We start from the raw sequence: 19,865 nt of genomic DNA, 5'->3' as shown, positions 1-19,865 counted from the left end.
TAGATATATTCCAATTATCTTCTACCAAAAATTTGTCTAATTTCTTCTTGGCTAAATCCCATCTCAGCAAGAAACTTTTTAGTTGCAGGAGCGACGTGAAAAATGATCCATTCCCCATCTTCACCCTTATATGCAATAAGTTCTGTAATAACTCCGCGCGAATCCCACGCAAGTGAAAGCATTTGACTAGGCTCATATTCACCTTGTCTGGGAAGCTCTCTACATGATGAGTTCCACATATTTATCACTTCAGTTTCTCTGAGCCAAGGTCGCTTTCGAATAACTCTAGGATGCACTAAAACCTTCATAAATAATATCTCCAACTCTCAATATTTTCGTATACGAAATGTTATCACATTGCATTAAAGTTCATCAACATACCTACACATAAAAACACAAGAAAAAAAAACGAAAATAACAACCCTATCGCGACTTGGAAGTCTACTTCCAAACTGCATATCTCTTTGAGCAGCTACATTCGCGCAACTATCTTTGAGCGGCTATCTCACTAGATAATTCGTTAAGTATAGCTTTTCTAGTCCACGCACTAACAGTCATCTTTCTACGCTTCGCATCAGCCTCGATTAAATGCCAAACAGTATCACTTAACCTAACAGTACGCGGTTTCAATGGCTGAGTTTCATCTTCCCAAGCTCTTCCAGTAAACTCTGTAACAATAGCACCAGAAAAATTGTCTTCTGCTTCCTTAGCCCACTTATCAACAATATCGTCCGTAATAACGAATCCATTTTCTGCCGTATACGTATTACCACTCATCTTGAATCCCTTATCTCTTGTAAAAATCCTTTTGTAAGTCTATTCGCATGAATTATAAGTATCGCGTTGCTTTCAAGCTTTACAAAAACAAGCGACATATTGAAATCACTCATTAATTTATCAAAAACATTGAAAACGCTACGGTTTCGCCATATGCATTTCACGAAATCAAAGGTAAAAATATGCCAAATTTTCACGAAAATCAAGGTAAATATAGGGCAATTTTTATTGACGAGTTCGCCCCTTAACACCGTCATAAGCATATAAATACCCTGCCCCGTAAAAGCATTAGAACCAGCCTCATTCTTAAAGGAGTCGAATTCGACCCCTTTAAAATTCTGATTGCTAATACTCTCACAAATTCCAAGAACTCAATCAGAAACCACTTGATTACCATACTCTCGAACCATCGCGCTACGAGTAACAACCCACTGCTTACCATATTTTTGAGCATCCACACCCTTAACAAGCTTCTTATACGACACAGCTTTTCTAAGAGTCGACTCACTTAAATTCCACAAATCACTCGCATCCGCAAAAGACATTAAATTGTCAAACGGCGTTTTAATCTGCTTACCATTACTCCATAACTCATCGCACGAAATATCTAAATCATCATTCCAAACAATGCCATATCCTCCAGTATCCACAACAACTTTATTAAACAACTCTGAGTCTTCCAACGCTTTAAACATTGGAAACTTCCCCAGAAGATTATGCACATCGTATTCTTTAACAGTTCCATTTACAAAATGCACGAGGAGCCTCATGTTTGCACACGCTTTTACATCTTTAATCTTATAAAACCTTGAAATTACAGGCACATTCGCCCCTCCTTCTTCTTATGATTTCTTTTTAAGCATTAAACCATACTAATATATGATATCACGATACAGTGATATTTAATACTTATTGACGGTGCGCAAAACAAATTCGCAACTTTACACATACGAGCAACCACATAACTACGCAACTGGAAGTCTACTTCCAAATTCTGCAAAACAAGCTCACATTTGGAAGCCTACTTCCTAAATGCAGATTTCTTTGCACAACTATCTTCGCACAACTAACTTTGAGCAGATACCTTTGCGCAACTATCTTTGCAAGGCTACCTTCGCGCTACACCAATCCACACATATAAAGTGGTAATATTACGCAATTTAAATCTTTTCTAACACTAAGCTGTTTAGGAGCAAATACATAACTCGTTCCAATTCTTTTTGAAAACTTGTTCTTAAATTTATCAAGAGAAACTGTTTTAAACACATTCCCTGATTTAACCTCAATAGGAGATATGCGCATTTTGCCAGCAGAATCCTGAAAAGCTTTAGAAATCAAAAAATCTATTTCCATAGTGTTTTCCGAATTTTCTTTATCTCTATTTGAATAGAAAAATAAGCGATGCCCAGATGCTATTAGCTGTTGCGCAACAACGTTTTCAACTAGCATTCCTTCATTAATTGAGATTTTTCCAAATAAAATTTCTTTATACAGATCATTAGACGCAATACTACTATCTGAAAGTATCATAGAAGTCAACAATCCAGTATCAGCCATATAACATTTTACTAACGCATCATCCGCATTAAGATTCAAGCCAACATTTGGATCTGTAGATTTGTAGCAATTATTTGTAATACTCGCATCCGAAAGCCAAAAAAACGCATCCTTATAATCACGCATACGAGCATTCTTACCCAAGGAAGTAATCCTATATCTTTTTTCATGCCTGGAAAGCTGTGCTGGTATTCCATCAAACACAGCCATAACTTTCATTTCATAACCTTTTGCAAACTTTGCAGCATCCTGCCTATAGAGCGAAAGAATACGACGCTTAACCCTATCTACTCGAGCAAAATCCCTCGAATCAACATATTCATTTACAGACTGCGGCATGCCGCCAACTAGCATGTATTCTCTAAAAAGTCGCATAGCTTTTTTATGTAAAGCATCCGGCAAAGGATTTAACTCATCAAATGAACTCTTAATAACCTTCGATAGATTTTCTTCTCCGCAAGCCCACAAAAATTCTTCAAAATCAAGAGGATACATACGTTCTTCTTGTTCTTCAGACGGAATCACTATTGTTTCAACATTATGTTTAATAGACAATAACGAACCAGTCTCTATATAGTCGTACCTACCATCTGCAACTAATTGTTTTATAAATTCTCTAGCCTGTGGGAAAAATTGCACTTCATCAAAAACCATTACCGATTCACGATTATAAAGTTTCACACCATATAATGCAGATATATACGTAAAGAAAGTGCTTAAATCTGAACGATAATCTTCGAATAGTCGAAGCGCATCTTTTGATGCTTGTGAAAAATCAATAAGAATATAAGACTTGTACTCGTTTTTTGCAAACTCTTCAACTAAAGTGCTTTTCCCAACTCTTCGAGCACCTGTTACTAAAAGCGCTGTTGAACCGCGATCAGCATTCTTCCAATCGAGCATTTTTTGATAGAATTTTCGCCTTAACATATAACACCACTTTTAATTAACACAAAACCGTTGAAAATACTATTGTTTTATAGTATATATTTCACGAAAATCAATGTCAATTTATGCCAGATTTTCACGAAATCAAAGGTAAAAATATGCCAAATTTTCACGAAAATCAAGGTATTATTTCTCTAAATCTTCACGAAATCAAAGGTAAATATAGGGCAATTTTTCACGAAATTGAGGGTATCGCGCGATTTTAAGTAAGCTGCAAAAAAAAAATCGGGGCAAACACACTACATCGCAACACTAAGGCAGGTCGTCGCGATCATTTATTAAGACTTTAAAAAAACTTTAAGACTTTTCAATAAGCCAATCAACCACATACTTCACGCGAATCCCATCTATTAAATCAACACCAGCATATCTGCCAGTAATAAGGAATTTCGCGTAATTATCGCGTATTTTAAGCAGATTATCGGTTTCATGCGTATTCTCCGGCAACTGCTGAGTAACCTGATAATATTCAACCAAATCACCTTTGCGCGCAATAAAATCTACTTCACTACCCTCAACTCGAGCAACATCAACGTCATATCCCCTTCGCAGCAACTCCAAAAATACAATATTTTCTAAGCGATTACCCATATTCCCAAGACGATGACTAACTGCCTGATTCCTCAAACCACTGTCAACAATAAAATACTTTGCATTCTGCCTCAAGTATGCTTTACCTCGAATATCATACGGGCGAACTTCAAAAAACAGATAAGCATTTTGCAAAAGCTCTAAATACCTAGAAATAGTATGATTCGAAACTTCTATACGCTCGTTTTTTAAAAGACTCGTAACTTTGGAAGCATTAACTAGCTGACCAACATTATCAGCCAAAAATGCAACTATTCTTTTAAGAGTAAAACTATCTTTTATTTGCGCGCGAGCAGCAATATCGTTAAGAATAATGGAATCATATATGCCGGAAAGAATAGTGTATCTAAGCGGCTCATCCGCAAGAACAACACTAGGAAATCCGCCATATTGTTCATATTCTTTATACGCCAGATCTACTTCCCTAGAATTAACGTCGATTTGCTTCGCTCCCAAAAATTCCTTGAACGAGAACGGATACACTGGTATTTCAACGTACCTTCCACTTAAGTTAGTGGCAAGCTCGCCAGAAAGAAGTTTTGCGTTAGATCCTGTTATAACAATATCGCAATTAAAACTAACTCTAAGCGCGTTAATTGCTTTTTGCCAACCATCTACAAACTGTATTTCGTCTATTAAAATGTATGTTTTTGGTTGATTTACATTTGTTAGTTGACTTTTGCCACTGTTCGAATTTTCTCCACTGTGCATTTTTGAACAGATAACATCCATAAGATTGGAATCTGTAAGCACATCGCGATATTCAAAACTTTCAAGATTTATATATATTATGTACGAGTCTGGCACTCCAAGCTCGCGAAGAGAATCCATGTATTGTTTAAGGATTACCGATTTTCCGCAGCGACGTACGCCTGTTATCACTTTTACAAAATCAGTGTCTTTAAAAGCAAGAAGCTTATTAAGATAATCAGTTCTCGAATACATACGTTTGCCTTTCGCAAGTTGGAAGTCTACTTCCAAGTTTAGTGCAAAATGGCAAAAGTTGGAAGTCTACTTCCAAATTCTGCAAAACTAGCTCACATTTGGAAGTCTACTTCCAAACCGCAGATCTCTTTGCGCAACTATCTTCGCGACGCTACCTTCGAACAACTATCTTCGCGATGCTACTTTTGAGAAGCGAGCGAATCGAGGCGAGCGCGGAATGACGGCCAATCCGTGCGCATTGCCGTAAGCAGCTTCAGCTCAGGCACGTCGTCAATCGGCACCCACTTGATTTCCATACTCTCGTCGTCATGCGCACACGGATCCACACTATGCCCTGGCTTTTCAAACGCAAAAACCGTTGTATAGCGCCAGTTTCCGTGATCTTCGCGGTAAGCTCCAACAACTTCAATATCTCCCGAAGTAATATTTGCTTCCTCGAAAGACTCACGCAATGCGCCTTCAATCGCACTTTCGCCATCAGAAATTGCGCCACCAGGGATACCCCAAGTGCCACCTTCTGCGCTCCAAAGCGCGCGATGTTGCATCACAACGTGCGTCACGCAACCAGTTTCGGCATCTCTCCTAGCAAGCAGCACTCCTGCAGCACCGTTATGACCCCAGTGTCTGCGACCACAATTGCAATGCACCCAGCCATCTCCCGGCTGGTGCACATTTTCTTTAGGTACCTCTGTGGAAGTCGGATCGTTCTTTTCGCCAACTTCTTCCAAGCTTTTCTTATTCCACAAATCCGGCCAAGCGTATCCAAGCTCGGTAACCATCTGCCTAAGCAGCGGCAAGCTGATTCCAAGAACACCGTGCGGATCTCCATTAATGCTTTCAATGAAAGCTCCGCCAAAACCTTCTAGCGTAAAGGATCCTGCAACTTCCAGAGGCTCTCCAGTTGCTACATACGCGCGAATTTCCGCGTCACTCATTTGCGCAAAAGTTACGCTTGCATGACTTGTTTTGCAAACAGTTTTTCCGGTTTTTGCGTCGATTAAGCAGTGACCAGTCCACAATTGTCCTGTTTTTCCGCTCATCTGCTTGATTCGTTCAAATGCAACTTCTGGAGTATGCGGCTTTCCGTAGCATTCGCCATCGAGCAGGAACATAGAATCGCAGCCAACAATCAGCACACCGCTACAATCATTAGAAGATTTATTCTTATACGCAAAATCGTGAATATCGAAAGTTTTTGTAGGAACAGTAACGCCTGAAAAATCACGAGTTTGCGCCGTATCTACGTTATGCGTTACGTCTGATTGCGAATCGCTTGCTAAAACATTATTAGAGGATTCAGAAGTTTCAGAAGATTCAGAAGATTCAGTTTCAGAAGTTTCAGAAGATTCAGATTCCGCAGATTCAGATTCCGCAGATTCAGATTCCAGCGGATACCCCACAACTAAATCGCCACTAGCACTCGCCGCCGCATCTGCCACAAGTTTCCACGCATTGTACACAGCTTGAGCTTTTGCACGAGCCAAAATAGAAACTCGCTGCTCAGCACTCAACTGCTCAACGCTTGTACCTCGCTCACTAGCGACATCACGCAAAGCAGCCGGCTCATCCACTTCGCTTACGTGAATTACCGGAATCACGCCAGCCGCCGCCAAAACCGCTCTACGCGCTGGAGACTGTGAGGCCAAAATCAACGAAACTGTCATATCTTACTCTTCCTTTTTACAACTTCGCACAAATCATTCGCGAGTTATTGCAACGCCGCCTGTAGCTGGCACTGTTCATTATGCATCTGAGCATCTCTCAAAATCAAAGATTGCAAATACTTGCTTTTATTTGGCATACCATCTCTCTTAGCAGCGCGAGAAATATATTCACTCCACGATTTAGGAACGCGAAAACGCTCTTGAACACTGCTTTCGCGCCTTTCTTTCGAATTTGGTCTTCCCGGTCCAGATAAAGATGCAAATATTTCAGTTGCATCCGAATCCTTAGAAAGTAAAGTTTGCATAATTTTTGCAGCTGCTTCGCCAGAAAATTGCATTACAGGAGGATTATTTGGAGCAGACACATTTTCATCAGCTAAATTCTCATACACCCGGTTAAATGTACCACAATTTATTGACTTGCTACTTCATTACAACTTCGCACAAATCATTCGCGATTTATTGCAACGCCATTAGAATCAACCGGCACATGCAAAACGCGCCAGCCTGTGCGCGAAAGCCACGGCTCTGCAATTGCGTCGATTTTTTGAGCCGCACTCTTTTTATACTCAGCGTCTCCTGCATAAAATACAGCAACGCACGATCCTGCTCCCGAAATCGCTGCCGCAAAACCATGCTCTCGCAACGCCTCCACCAGCTTCCACGAATCCTTCATAAGATTTGCGCGATACGTTTGATGAAGAGCATCTTGAGTTGCTGCAAAAAGTAGCGCATTTCGCGAAATATCAGATTTTACTGTGCCTAATTTATTTTCAGAATCACTATTTAACTCACCAAATGCAACCGGTAGCATTGCAGCTCGCGACACGTTAAATATTGCGTCGCCATACGGCACTTTTGCCGGAAGCGCACGCCTAGCAAGCTCTGTAGAAAGCTCAAAATCAGGAACAAATACAGACACGGAAATATCTTGCGAAACTTTGTATCGTACAGTATGAAAACCAGTAGAAAGAGGAGCTTCACAATCTCCGGCCACACGCACAGAGCCTTTGCCTTCTCCAGCATCAAGCTTCCAACTCATCGTCAACCCGCCAAAAACAGCAGGAGCAACATTGTCTGGATGGCCTTCAATTGCGGCAGCGATTTCGAAAATCGCTTCGCGATTAAGATCACCTTCATGCGCAAAAGCCCAGGCAGCAGCAACAGCAGCCACAATCGCTTCTGCAGACGAACCCATACCGCGCGCTTGCGGAATCTGATTATGCGCTTCTAACGTAAATCGTAAGTTTGGCAAACCAAATATTTTGCAAGCTTTGCGAAAAGTCGATACAACTAGATGCGTTTCATCTTTTGGAAGAGTATCCTCTCCTTCGCCGTGAATAATTACGCGCACATTTCCAGCATAATCAAGCGAATCAAGCGAATTTTTAGACTGATTATCATCCAGAGTAAATACTAAAGAATCCGCATAATCAAGCGCAATACCGGCTGTATCAAACCCAGAACCAAGATTTGCGCTAGTTGCAGGAACGCGCACGGAAACACTATTACATACTGGATTCACACAATCACCTTCTCGCTTTTCACTTTATAACGCGCAAAACTAGAGGCTTTCCGCACACAACGTCCAACTTCCGCAAATCCTCGCAAATAGCTTGAACCGCAGCTTCCGAACATTCGCGCACAAGCACACGCATGCTGCCAGGACCACCAAGACCGCACTCTGGGCAATCCGAATCGCCATTAGTTTGCGCATACTTAGCTTGGCATGCCGAAGCCAAACGCTCAGCTGCAACGCCATGATCTGCAAAAACATCCATAACTTCGCTGCACAATGCCAAAGAAGTATCTTCCATGTTGCAACGAATTACAAAATCTGCTTTAGTTTTCTCGCTAGAAGCCGGCACATACTTGTTGTACATTGGCACGCCAAAACCGGAGCATCCGCGCACAATATTTCTAGCTGCGCTAACAACATCTCCAACAACAGCGCTGGCAGTTGGAGCGCCGCCGGCACCGCGTCCGTAGAACATCAAGTCATCGGCAGCCTGAGCTTTAACAAACACAGCATTAAAACTGCCGTGAACCGATGCCAAAGGATGCTCAGCGCCAACAAGAGCTGGATAAACACTAACGCTTACTCCAGCGTCCGCACTTACGCCGCCATCTGTGTTAGACTCGCCGTCATCATGCCTTTCAACTGCCGCAAGCAGCTTAATTACACGATCTTCCGCACCTGCTGCCGCAATATCTTCAGCCGTAATCGCGCTAATTCCTTCAACGGAAACGTCGTCAATACTTACTGGCATTTGGAATGCCAGAGTTGCTAAGATAGCAGCTTTATTCGCAGCGTCGAAACCTTCAACATCTCCGGTTGGATCCGCTTCCGCATATCCCTTTTCTTGAGCCGCGCGCAAAGCCGAGTCAAAATCAAGTCCACGCACAGTCATTTCATCAAGAATATAGTTTGTAGTTCCGTTTACGATTCCGAAAATTTGCGTAATTTTATCGCCAATAAGTGACTCTCTAAGCGGTCGAACAATAGGAATTGCCCCTGCTACAGCCGCCTCAAAGTACAAGTCAACTCCGTGACTTTCTGCACACTCATATAATTCCGGACCAAACTTTGCGAGCAGCGCTTTATTAGCTGTCACAACAGATTTTCCGTGACTCAGCGCGCTTTTTACAAAAGTATGCGCAGGCTCAAGTCCGCCAATAAGCTCGATTACAATATCAACGTCCTCGCGAGCGCACAAAGAGGCAGTATCCGTAGTTAATAATTCACGCTTAATCCAAGGAACGTCAACTTCTTCCGGATGCAAGCATGCAACTCCTGCAAGCTCAATATTTGCGCCAATTCTAGCTGCAAGCTCTTCACTCTGCTCAACTATAAGTCGTGCAGTTTGCGAACCAACCGTGCCTGCGCCAAGCAATCCAACGCGAATAGTTTTCGTATTGTTTTGTGTCATATCAACCCCTACTAAAATTTGCACTTATAAATTGCGCTTATAAAATTACGATTATCAAGTTGCGCTCATTCAATTCAGCGCTCATTCAATTCAGCGCTCATTAAATTCAGCAACCATCGAACAACATCACCACAAGAATCCAACAGTTCCAAGTCGCAAAAAGTCTCGATCAATCAAAAAGTCTCGATCAATCAAAAGAACAAAACTCATCTCTCATAAAAGAACGGAAACTACGCTCATGAATACTGTAATCGCAAGAAATGCTATAACTCCGATATTGCCATACAACGTACGAATTCCATCTTTTTTAGATAATTCTTTAGGCGATTCAAAGAATACAAGATACTTACGGCAGCGAATAAGCAAAACAACGCCTACTATAAGCATGGCAATCATAAACATCCCATAAATTCCAGCTAGAATAAAACCGGTTGGCAGGCTAGCTAATTCCTGTCTCGACATCTTTTCTACGTCAATCATATTTCCGCTTGCATCAACCAGCTGCTTTTTCAACCACATGGCAACGATACTTCCTTGGAAGTTAATTATCATATGCAAGAAAATGGTGTAACGAAGTCGCGAAGTACGCATATACATATAGCCAAACACTAAGCCTAAGCCAAATGCGTAGAAGAATTGGAATAGATTTGTATGGAATAGAGCAAACGCTAAAGCAGAAAATACTATAGCTCGTTTTTCTCCGTATATGCGAAGCTTGTCAATAAGCTGTTTTCTAAACAGAAACTCTTCTACAAGTGGCGCCAAAATAACAACAAAGACGAAGGTTTCTAAAGTATCGCTTGAAGATATGAGATCAGATACTCGATCTTCCGCGCCTCCACCAGAAATAGCAGAAGACATTACTACGCCTATGATATTACCCAAAAACATGATTGGAATGCTAACGCAGAAGAATCCAATAAAATGCTTGAATTTCATAGGCATTTGTTTCACTCGTAGAGTTGGGACAAAATGCATTACGATCAAAGCTAGCGGCAAAGCAATAGCATATTGCGAAATATCAGATATGAGGAATGTGTATAGCGAACTTCCAAGTACTTTTTCTAACGAATACATATCAAAAAATATTTTGATAGCAAAAGAAGCAGCAATCCAAACAATGAGCAATAAACACAACGAAGCGCCAAGTATACACTGATTACGCTTAGCTACAGCGTAAATTTTATCCCGTTCGTGTTCAAACATTGCTATTCCTCTCGTATATGTAAATTTCGGATTTTATAACTATTTTTACTTGATCTACTTAACTTGATTTAACTTCAATTAGTCCAGCTTAAACTAACCCAACTGCAATTAGATTATCCTAACTTAGCTTAGCTTAAATCAACTTAACCCAACTCAACTTAGAACGCCTTCAATAAGCTTTGTGATTAAATCACTGTAGCTTATTCCAGTTGCTTCCCAAGCTTTTGGATACATGGAAATTGGCGTAAATCCAGGCATCGTGTTGATTTCGTTAAGAATTACGCGCCCGTCTTTAGTTACGAAAGAATCCACGCGACTAAGCCCGCGACCGTCTGCTGCTTTGAACGCTGCAAGCGCTGTTTTGCGAACGCGCTGCAAAGTTTCTTCCGGCAGATTTGCTGGAACTTCAACGTGTGAAGCTGCGGAATCCATGTATTTGCTGTCAAAATCGTAGAACTGATCTTCACCAGCCTCGCGCTTGTCTAGCACAACTTCTCCAGGCCAGCTTGCTTGAGGCTCGTCGCCGTCATGTGCCGCTAGAACAGCGCACTCGATTTCGCGCGCGTCAATTCCCTGCTCTACTAACACTCGCCAATCGTGCTTCGAAGCTTCATAAACTGCATCTGCCAAAGCTTTAGCATCGCGCGATTCCACTTTTGTAACTCCAAAGCTAGATCCTGCACGGCTTGGCTTCACGAAAAGCGGATACTCGAGTTTTGCTTCATCAACTTGCGCAAGAATTTCATTTTCGTATGCAGCAAAGCGATTTACAGCATCGCCCGCAAATTTTCGCGCATCTAAAGCAATTCCCGGAGCCACGGCAATCCCAGCTGCCTTAAAAAGTTGCTTCGCGTAATACTTATCCATGCATGCAGCTGAAGCCAATACTCCGCAACCAACGTATGGAACTTGCATCATTTCAAGCAAGCCTTGCAAAGTGCCATCTTCACCGTTTGGACCGTGAAGAACTGGGAAAACTGAGTCAATATGACCCAAACTTGTAAGCGTTCCATTCGCCTCGCGCACTAAAAATCCGTCTGCTCCCTTAGCTGGGTCAAGCACAACATCGCGCGTTTCAGCGGTTTTTGTGATTACCGGCAACTCGCCTTCTTCCATGCGGAAGTTACGAGGATCTTCACCGCCAACAATCCACTCGCCTTTTTTAGTAATCGCAATGCGAATAATATCAAAACGACTTTCGTCAACAGCACTGAGTACTCCAGCAGCAGATATGCAAGAAATCGAATGCTCGTCTGCTTTACCGCCGTACAAGAACACTACACGCTTTTTCGTCATTTTTTTCCTTTAGATTATTTTTTGATTATTTTAGATTTTTTAATTATTTCGGATTACTTTCGCGCTTTACTACTCTTCGCAAACGTCGTCATCGAAAAGCATTGCGAGCATTTCTTGGCAGGATATTCCTTCTTCCAGCACGCGAGCCATTGCGCTTGCAAGCGGAGTTTCAACGCCCAAACGCTTGCCCATTGCCACTACTGCACTCGTGGTTGGCACGCCTTCCGCAACGCCATTGCTTACAGCAGTTGCTTCTTCAACGCTCATTCCTTTACCGAGATTTGAGCCAAAAGTATAGTTGCGGCTTAGAGGAGATCCGCAAGTTGCGACTAAATCGCCGAAGCCTGCAAGACCTGCAAAAGTGCGAGAATCTGCACCTTCTGCAACGCCCAATGCCGTCAACTCTGCAAGCCCACGCGTTTCAATCATAGCTGCAGTGTTTTCGCCGTATCCTGCGCCTCGAGCCATACCAACTGCGAGCGCAACCACGTTTTTAAGAGATCCGCACATTTCTACGCCGATCACATCGGTTGACACGAATGCTTTAAAGTAGCTATTTGAGCATGCTTTTGCAACTACTTCTGCTTGAGATTTTTCTGCGCAAGCAACTACTGCTGCAGCAGGATGGCGAGATGCAACTTCCTTACTTAAGTTTGGACCAGAAAGTGCAGCAAAACGATTACGCGGCAAGTTCAATGCTTCGCACACAACTTCATCCATGCGTTTGCCAGTTGAGCGCTCAATGCCTTTCATAAGCGAAACAACAATCGCATTTTGCGGAATAAGACCAACAAATTCTGCTAATGCAACGCGGGCAAATTGCGCTGCAATCGCCACAACTACAATATCTGCATTTGCAACAGCCTCAGCACGATCCCCAGTTGCCGTCATGTTGTCTGGCAGTTTTTCAACGCTTGGCAAGCGCACGCCGTTATGATGATGGTCGCGAATTCCTTCAACGATTTCCGGCTCAATTGCCCACATCGTCACTTGATTTCCTGCGTCCGCAAGTACTTGTCCAAAAGCAGTTCCCCAAGCACCAGCACCCAACACCGTAACGTTCATTATTTACGCCTCAACTTTCGGTTGTAAATCATTGCCTTATACTTTGTCTATATGTCTATATTTTTACGATTTTTAGACCTGTAATTATTGGCTTTAATCACACTATTACATAATTCTACACACGACGCTTTACGGCGATCATTCGCGATTTAAAAATTTTATTCTTCTTCTTTAACTCGCTTCATAAGCTTATAGTCAAAGTATCCTTCTGGTGATTTTTCACCGCGAATTTCTTCCATAATTTGCGTCATACGCACGCGCACGCGACGAGCAAGCTCTTCGGCAGATTCCATTGGAGGCAATTCTCCCCAATTTTCGCTGCCTTCTAGTAGATCAGAATAATCAAGCCGCGAATCGTAACACATAACTACATTTTTCTTTGGCCATGGCCACCAGTGGTTAATACTTGCAGCACCCCATGTGACAGCGCAAAATAGTGGTATTTGATGTCCGAGTCTGCGCGATGCTTCGAGAGCTATTATTCCTATTCCAGGCTTCATGCTCATAGGCCATTTTTTAGGATCTCGTGTTAAAGTTCCTTCAGGCCAGACGCTTAGAGGTCTTCCGCTTGTGAGGATTTTAATAGATTCTTCTTCAATTTCGCGCGCTTTCCCACTTCTGCGAGGAACCGGCTGCATACCTACTAGCTGGAACCATTTGCCTAAAATCGGCCAGTGTGCAAGTTCTGCTTTTGCCATGTAACGAGGCCTACGTCCTTGATGGAACAACGCAGTCATAGGTATGAAAACGTCGAACATAGTCACGTGTGTGCAAGCGGTAATAAACACGCCTTCTTCTGGCACGTTTTCCAATCCCCAAGCCTTTACTTTGCAGCGCGAACGCAATACGCGCGACGTTCCTTCAAGTAATCTTTCAGCAGCTTTAGGATTTTGCGCGTCAATTTCAGCCTGGTTTGGCTTTCGCTCACCAGTTGGGTAATAATACGTTGGGTCAACTAAATCATGTTTGCTAGCTAAAAGCTTTACTTGCTCATCGCTGAGTGGTTTTACTGCGCTTCTTGGCGAAGGTTTTCCTTTTGATACCATACCTTCTATTGTGCAGCATGCTATAAACTACGCTAATTACAACGCTAATTACAACACAAATTACAACGCGAATTGCTATGCAGATGACAGCGTGAATGGTAGCGCTAATTACAACGCGAATTGCTATCTAACAAATCGTTGCAATTTTGGCAATGCTTTTGCAATCAAACCGTGCTTAGGCGAGCAAATCCATGCAAGCACAAAGAATACTGTTGCTACTAACACAATTGTTCCGCCTGTTGCTGTATCGAAACTCCATGAAACGTACATTCCGACTATTGATGAAGCACATCCAATTACAGGAGCTAGAACCATCATTATTGGCAATCTATCTGTAATAAGTCGCGCTGTTGCTGCAGGCGTGACAAGAAGAGCGAGAACAAGCACGTTTCCAATAATTTGTACTGAAACAACTACAGCAATCGCAACTAACACATAAAGCATTCCATCAAGCCACGCAACTGGCAATCCCATTGCACGCGAAGTTTCTCGATCCATTGATACACATACAAGTTCTTTATGGAATATGAACAGCAATGCCAAAATAATAAGGCCTGTTACAGCAACAACAGTAATATCTGAATCTGGAATACCAGTTATAGAGCCAAACAGGAAGGATTCCAAGGATCCAGCGTATCCGGATGCTTTAGAAATAATTACTATTCCAAGAGCGAAAGCAGATACGAAGAATACTCCAATAAATGAGTCTTCTCGAAGCCTACGATTTTGGCTAAAAATAGATACGATAAGCGCTGTTGCTACTCCTGCTAGAGCGCCTCCTAATAACAGATTTCCTTGCAAGACGAAAGCTATGGCAAGTCCTGGGAACACTGAGTGAGCTACAGCATCCCCAATAAACGCCATTCCTCTAAGCACTACATAGCATCCAACTACGCCGCAAATTACGCTAGAAAGACAGGCCACGATAAGCGCTTTTAGTAAAAACCAAAGGTCAGGATTTGTTAAATCTTGTATAAATTCTATTGGAGATAACATTACTTTTCCACCACACTTTCTTGCGACATTACGCGCTCAACGGCTTTAATAAGAGGATTTTGCGAAGCTACGTGGAAAGTTCTAACCCACTGTTCTGTTTGCAAATTTTGCGGATTGTCATCGCCCACAATAGTGCCGTCAAATAGCATTATTCTCGAGCATGAGTTAATGGAGCCAATAATATCGTGTGAGCTCATAAGAATTGCTTCGCCAGAAGCAGACAATTTTAAGAATAAATCTGTAAGCAGCTCCTGAGTAGGCATATCAAGACCAGTAAACGGTTCGTCTAACAGAAGCAAACGCGGCTCTCCAGCCAATGCTCTAGCAACGAGTACGCGCTGACGTTGACCTCCAGAAAGTTCGCCAATCGTGCGATCTTGGAAATCAGCCATTCCTGTGCGTGCAAGCGCGTTTAATGCAATCTCGTAATCTTCTTTTTTAGCGCGGCGAACGTAACCAATATGACGAATCCTACCCATCATCACTACATCTAAAACAGAAAGCGGGAAATCCCACGCAATATCGTGACGTTGAGGCACGTATCCAACGTAAGATACGCGAGAATTAAGTTTTGCACCTTCCACATGAGGAGCGCGCACTTCAAGTTTTCCAGTATGCGGAATCAAACCCATAATTGCACGAAATAGCGTCGTTTTACCAGCGCCGTTTGCGCCAAGCAATCCCACGAATTCGCCGCTATTAATGGTAAAAGAAACGTCTTTTACAACAGCGCGATTCCCGTACGAAATATTCAAGTTTTTTGCACAAATTACTGCATTTTCTTCCATATTCACTACCTTTAACACTTTCACTTCAAACATTTCGCTAAAGAATCCGCGTTCGCACGCATCATATCCGCATAAGTTCGCACATTCGCGTCGAAAGCGTCACCATAAATTGGGCAAACTTTCACATGCGCTTCAGCTGCAAGCTCTTTAAGCACAGACGAGCGCGAAATCAAATTCGGCTCCAAAAACACTGCTGGGATTTCCAAGTCGCGCAAAATTTGCGAAAGACGACGCCTATCTTGTACACTTGGCTCGCTTGAAGGGTTGATTGTTACAAATCCTGCAATATTTACGCCGTAAGCTTTGCCTAAGTATGCAAAAGCATCATGCGTTGTAACTAAATTGCGGCTCTCTTTTGGAATCGACTCAATTTTCTTACGCATATAAGCGTCTACATCGAGAAGCCTGTTAATATATCGGTCTGCATTAGCGCGATATTTGCGAGAATTTTTAGGGTCAACCTCACACAATCTGTCAGCTATTGTGCGCACATAAGCGATACCGTTTTTCACTGACTGCCATAAATGTGGATCAATATCTCCATGAACATGTTTTCCAAGAACTGCTTGAGGAAGTTGATAGATTTTCTGCCTTGCAAATCCAAGGAATCTATAGCCTTGTTCAGCTGGAATTTCTTTTAAAGCATTAGTAGGCACTTCTACTACCACATCTCGCGGCTCATAATATACGCGCTTTGGCGCAACCGACCGCTTTTCTTGCAAAGTATCAACCCTGTACAAGAATCCGCGTTTAGCTAAATCGTAAGCCAAATCTGCATGACCTTGATTCAAAACTACGCTAGCTCCACGCTTTTTCGCTAGTTTCTGCGCGTTAATACCTACAGCAAAACGCATAGTAGCATTTCCTAAACTTGCAACTCTTTCGTTTTGAGCATTGAGCATATCTGCGTGGAAATCGAGAGTGTATTCTCCTGGCTTACTAAAAGCCCAACTTAAATGCGTATGAGCATCCGCAGGCAAATCCACATGATCTTCATCATTAATTCCGTTTGCTGAATTAACGTAAGTTTCTACGCTTCCAAAAGTGCCAGTAAGGTAAGCGAAAAGCGAGCCAGGACCAGTTACTTTAGTGGCAGTTAAACGAATCCTATCCGAACGCTTCATATTGTATGCTTTTGGCTTTATTACAGTAGCGCGTCCTTCTTTCGTTACAGTTGAAGGCGCGTTTGATTGCGAAGACTGAGAAGACTGAGAAGAAGACTGAGAAGAAGACTGCAAAGACCGTGAATTATCGGATTTTTGCTCAGTTTTCTCTTGAGATTTTTGTTGCTCTTTAGCGTCTTTAGCTTCCTCAACCGGCTGCGAAGTTTGTCGTTCTGTAGCAAGACCAAGCCAAATAGTGTCTAAGGACACATCTTCGACCATTGGGATAATATCTGCCGCATGCTTCACGCTTTCTTCAGCAAGTTGCACATTTGGCACACCTTTTTGCAAGTTTGCATCTAAAGCTGTAATAACACTATGTTCTTCGAGCATCATGTAATTGCTAAAAGCTATATCCGCATACACAACGTCTCGAATTGAACGCAAACGTGGCTCGTAGGAGTGCGGATCAGCATTATCTGGCACAATTGAACTTACATTTGCAGAATCACCTGCTACATTTGCCACCATATCGCGCAAAATGCCTGTAGTTGTAACTACATTAATACGACCGTCGCGATGCCCTGCACGATTTCCGTTAGCGCTACCACAAGCAGAAAGCGGCAAAATAAGAGCAACGGATGCAATTGCAGCAAGCGAAGAGAACAAAGTCTGCTTTACTTTTTTGGGCTTATAAATCACCCTTACACACTCCTACTACCAATAAACCTAATAGCACAACCTAATAGCGCAACCTAATAGCGCAACAACCAGTCGAAACTAATAAGTCCACGCTTGTGGAGATACCAAATTCCTGCACCCAAAACGCCAATCACAGCAACAATTCCACCAATAATAAGCGAATAAGCAAGTGAAGGATTTCGCTTGAATAATCCTTTTACGCCCTTTGCTTCAGACTTCGCAATATCATCATTATCGTTCAAGTTCTTTCGATACAAGCTTTTAGCGAGCCTATTGTTACTAATTTTTGAAACAAGACCTTTAGACTTTTTAGCTTTTCTTGGCAATTGTTTTCCAGAGTTTGAATTGCTTGCTCCGAAACTACGACCACCACCGAAAGAATTTCCGCCGCCAACAAAACCGATTCCACTGCTGCCTTTATTTCCTCCAGAACGAGGCAAATTAGTGGACTTTGCTGGACTATGAGGTGAAGAAGGACCACCCTTTTTGCCTTTATCATCCTTTTTTTCAGTATTTTCGCCGCCGTCAGCATAACCCATTGGTGTTTCTTGTGGATCTACACCAACAGCAACGTGAATATTGCGAGTTACTGTAGAATTTCCGTCGGAAGCCTGGAATTGCAATGTGTAATATCCCGGTTCGTCGAAATCCCAATTCGCATGAGCATGCGTATTTGCAGGTATCGTATAATCTGTTGATCCTTGAGTGGAGAAAATCTCTTTATCTCCGCCTCCCAAGCCTCCAAACATCCAAACGCGTACATTTCCAGGACCTTCAACTCCTGTTAGGCTCAATTGAGTTGGCTTATGAGGATTCATAGACTGATTATTCCAACCCATCCATGGCACACCATCAATTTGTGTTTGCGGTATACGATACACGCCCTTAGTTTTACCAGCCTCACCAACTGCGAATACAACTGTGTCTGGGTCTCTAAATACGTGGCTTCCTGTCACATCTTCTTGCACAGCCATATCAACATTATTTGAATCGCCAGTATATACAGCAATATCAACGTGACCATGATCTATAACAAGTTTGTCACCCTTGATGTCTTTGAACTTTGTTGCAGAAGATTGCTGCTTTTGAGAATTTTGCTTCCCACCTTTAACGTTACGAATCCCACTAAAAAGACCACCGTTATTATTCCCAGCAAGTCCTTTATTGCTTCCGGCAAGTCCTTGTTGCTGCATTTTTGCTCCAGGCCATGGAGTCACATACACAGTGTTGTTATTGCCGTTAATGAAGAAAGATCCATTACTTTGTTGCAAATTAATGCCGTTACCTTCACTTTGCGAATCGTCATCGTCATTATCATCTGAATCTTCTTCGTCATCTTCGTCACCGTCAAAAGATGCGCCATCATAATCAGCAAAATCGCCATCTGTTACATCATGATTAGTTACATGAAACGTATAAGTCTGCTCAGAACTTTGCTCCTTGCCGTCAACGGTAGCAGTAGCTTTCATTTTTAACTTGTACACACCAGGACGGTTAAAAGACCAATACATGTGCGAATGCTTGCCGCCATCCTCAGTAATTTCAACATTTTTCGGCCAGTTTTCAGCGGAGCCGAGCATTTTCTCATAATCTTCACCGCTGCGAGTGTACATAAAAACTTCGCCGTTGTGAGGTGCTTCGATACCAGTTAGCGACAATTTAACTGTTGGATTAACTTTTGTAGAACCAGCTCCCTCATATAACGGTCTAGTATCTAAACCAGGCCACAAAGCGCCTGTATCCCCAGCTCCCGACTGATCAAAGAACCAAACTACACCTTCGCGAGTTGTTGCGTAAATTTCTTTTATTGCCGGATTGTCCTCATCTTTGGAAAGCTGCATGATGTTTTTGGAGCCGACTTCAAAAATAAGTCGATTCGTATCGTAACGAGCGCCATCATGATCATCACTTTCAAACGAATCACCCAAGGTACCTAATACCATGCGCTTATTTGTAGTATCAAAGAAAGTTGCAAAAACGTCAGTATGACCTTTATACGCGTGGCATATTGTAGCTTTACTATCAGCCGCAGATTGCGAAGCAGTTTTATCTAAGCGAGCAGCGGCACACGCTTCAAAATTAGCTTTCTTTATTTCGGCAAAATCTTTAGAAGATTTCTTTCCGCTTGCAACAGTTGCGTCACTACCATTGCCAGCAGCAAAAGCCGCAGGCGTTCCCATCATCATGCCGCACAAGCACACGCCCACCAACAAAGCGCGAGATAATTTCTTTATACTATTACGAACCATTT

At 42.4% G+C, this 19,865-nt stretch carries 17 protein-coding genes; all 17 read right to left on the bottom strand.

The features are described from left to right. Positions 1-14 precede the first annotated feature (14 nt). The 17 genes from BFS05_RS03665 to BFS05_RS03575 all read right to left on the bottom strand — a co-directional run bounded on the left by BFS05_RS03665 (position 15) and on the right by BFS05_RS03575 (position 19,863). Positions 15-308, bottom strand: coding sequence for a hypothetical protein (locus tag BFS05_RS03665; protein ID WP_103084655.1), 294 nt, complete (start codon positions 306-308; stop codon positions 15-17). A 178-nt stretch (positions 309-486) separates the two neighbouring features. Beyond that, a complete protein-coding gene (locus tag BFS05_RS03660) occupies positions 487-777 on the bottom strand; it encodes a hypothetical protein (protein WP_103084654.1) in 291 nt (96 codons plus the stop codon). 371 nt (positions 778-1,148) lie between these two features. After that, positions 1,149-1,601 (bottom strand): DUF2442 domain-containing protein, encoded by a 453-nt coding sequence (locus BFS05_RS03645; protein WP_103084652.1) that lies wholly within the window; start codon positions 1,599-1,601, stop codon positions 1,149-1,151. 295 nt (positions 1,602-1,896) lie between these two features. Beyond that, entirely contained in the window at positions 1,897-3,264 is a 1,368-nt protein-coding gene (locus BFS05_RS03640; RefSeq protein WP_103084651.1) for an ATP-binding protein, read from the bottom strand. A 315-nt stretch (positions 3,265-3,579) separates the two neighbouring features. After that, complete coding sequence (locus tag BFS05_RS03635; protein WP_180978589.1) at positions 3,580-4,818, bottom strand: ATP-binding protein; 1,239 nt, start codon at positions 4,816-4,818, stop codon at positions 3,580-3,582. A 179-nt stretch (positions 4,819-4,997) separates the two neighbouring features. Further along, a complete protein-coding gene (locus BFS05_RS03630) occupies positions 4,998-6,482 on the bottom strand; it encodes a Maf family nucleotide pyrophosphatase (protein ID WP_103084649.1) in 1,485 nt (494 codons plus the stop codon). A gap of 44 nt (positions 6,483-6,526) precedes the next feature. Beyond that, entirely contained in the window at positions 6,527-6,820 is a 294-nt protein-coding gene (locus BFS05_RS03625; RefSeq protein WP_103084818.1) for a toxin-antitoxin system protein, read from the bottom strand. A gap of 110 nt (positions 6,821-6,930) precedes the next feature. Then, positions 6,931-8,007: a homoserine kinase gene (gene thrB / locus BFS05_RS03620; protein WP_103084648.1), complete on the bottom strand. Its 1,077-nt coding sequence runs from the start codon at positions 8,005-8,007 to the stop codon at positions 6,931-6,933. A gap of 19 nt (positions 8,008-8,026) precedes the next feature. Beyond that, a complete protein-coding gene (locus BFS05_RS03615; protein ID WP_103084647.1) occupies positions 8,027-9,412 on the bottom strand; it encodes a homoserine dehydrogenase in 1,386 nt (461 codons plus the stop codon). A 213-nt stretch (positions 9,413-9,625) separates the two neighbouring features. After that, on the bottom strand, positions 9,626-10,618 hold the full coding sequence (locus BFS05_RS03610) for a CPBP family intramembrane glutamic endopeptidase (RefSeq protein WP_103084646.1): 993 nt from the start codon (positions 10,616-10,618) through the stop codon (positions 9,626-9,628). Between the two features lie 153 nt (positions 10,619-10,771). Next, on the bottom strand, positions 10,772-11,914 hold the full coding sequence (locus BFS05_RS03605) for a D-alanine--D-alanine ligase family protein (protein ID WP_103084645.1): 1,143 nt from the start codon (positions 11,912-11,914) through the stop codon (positions 10,772-10,774). 69 nt (positions 11,915-11,983) lie between these two features. Next, positions 11,984-12,979: an NAD(P)H-dependent glycerol-3-phosphate dehydrogenase gene (locus tag BFS05_RS03600; RefSeq protein WP_103084644.1), complete on the bottom strand. Its 996-nt coding sequence runs from the start codon at positions 12,977-12,979 to the stop codon at positions 11,984-11,986. A 158-nt stretch (positions 12,980-13,137) separates the two neighbouring features. Beyond that, a complete protein-coding gene (locus BFS05_RS03595) occupies positions 13,138-14,025 on the bottom strand; it encodes a lysophospholipid acyltransferase family protein (RefSeq protein WP_103084643.1) in 888 nt (295 codons plus the stop codon). A 123-nt stretch (positions 14,026-14,148) separates the two neighbouring features. Continuing rightward, positions 14,149-15,021, bottom strand: a complete 873-nt coding sequence (locus BFS05_RS03590; RefSeq protein ID WP_103084642.1) for an anchored repeat-type ABC transporter permease subunit — start codon at positions 15,019-15,021, stop codon at positions 14,149-14,151. After that, positions 15,021-15,809 (bottom strand): anchored repeat-type ABC transporter ATP-binding subunit, encoded by a 789-nt coding sequence (locus BFS05_RS03585; RefSeq protein WP_180978588.1) that lies wholly within the window; start codon positions 15,807-15,809, stop codon positions 15,021-15,023. Before BFS05_RS03585 ends, BFS05_RS03590 begins: the two co-directional genes overlap by 1 nt. A 20-nt stretch (positions 15,810-15,829) precedes the next feature. Then, positions 15,830-17,614 (bottom strand): anchored repeat ABC transporter, substrate-binding protein, encoded by a 1,785-nt coding sequence (locus BFS05_RS03580; protein WP_103084640.1) that lies wholly within the window; start codon positions 17,612-17,614, stop codon positions 15,830-15,832. A 53-nt stretch (positions 17,615-17,667) separates the two neighbouring features. Further along, the gene (locus tag BFS05_RS03575) at positions 17,668-19,863 is read right to left on the bottom strand and encodes a choice-of-anchor M domain-containing protein (protein WP_180978600.1); all 2,196 of its coding nucleotides are present in this window, start codon (positions 19,861-19,863) and stop codon (positions 17,668-17,670) included. Positions 19,864-19,865: the final 2 nt, after the last annotated feature.

The organism is Gardnerella coleohominis (assembly GCF_002896555.1).
In the GTDB taxonomy this organism is placed as follows: Bacteria; Actinomycetota; Actinomycetes; order Actinomycetales; family Bifidobacteriaceae; genus Bifidobacterium; species Bifidobacterium vaginale_F.
Note: the sequence above shows the minus strand (reverse complement) of the source record. Positions and strands in the feature narration are given on the sequence as shown.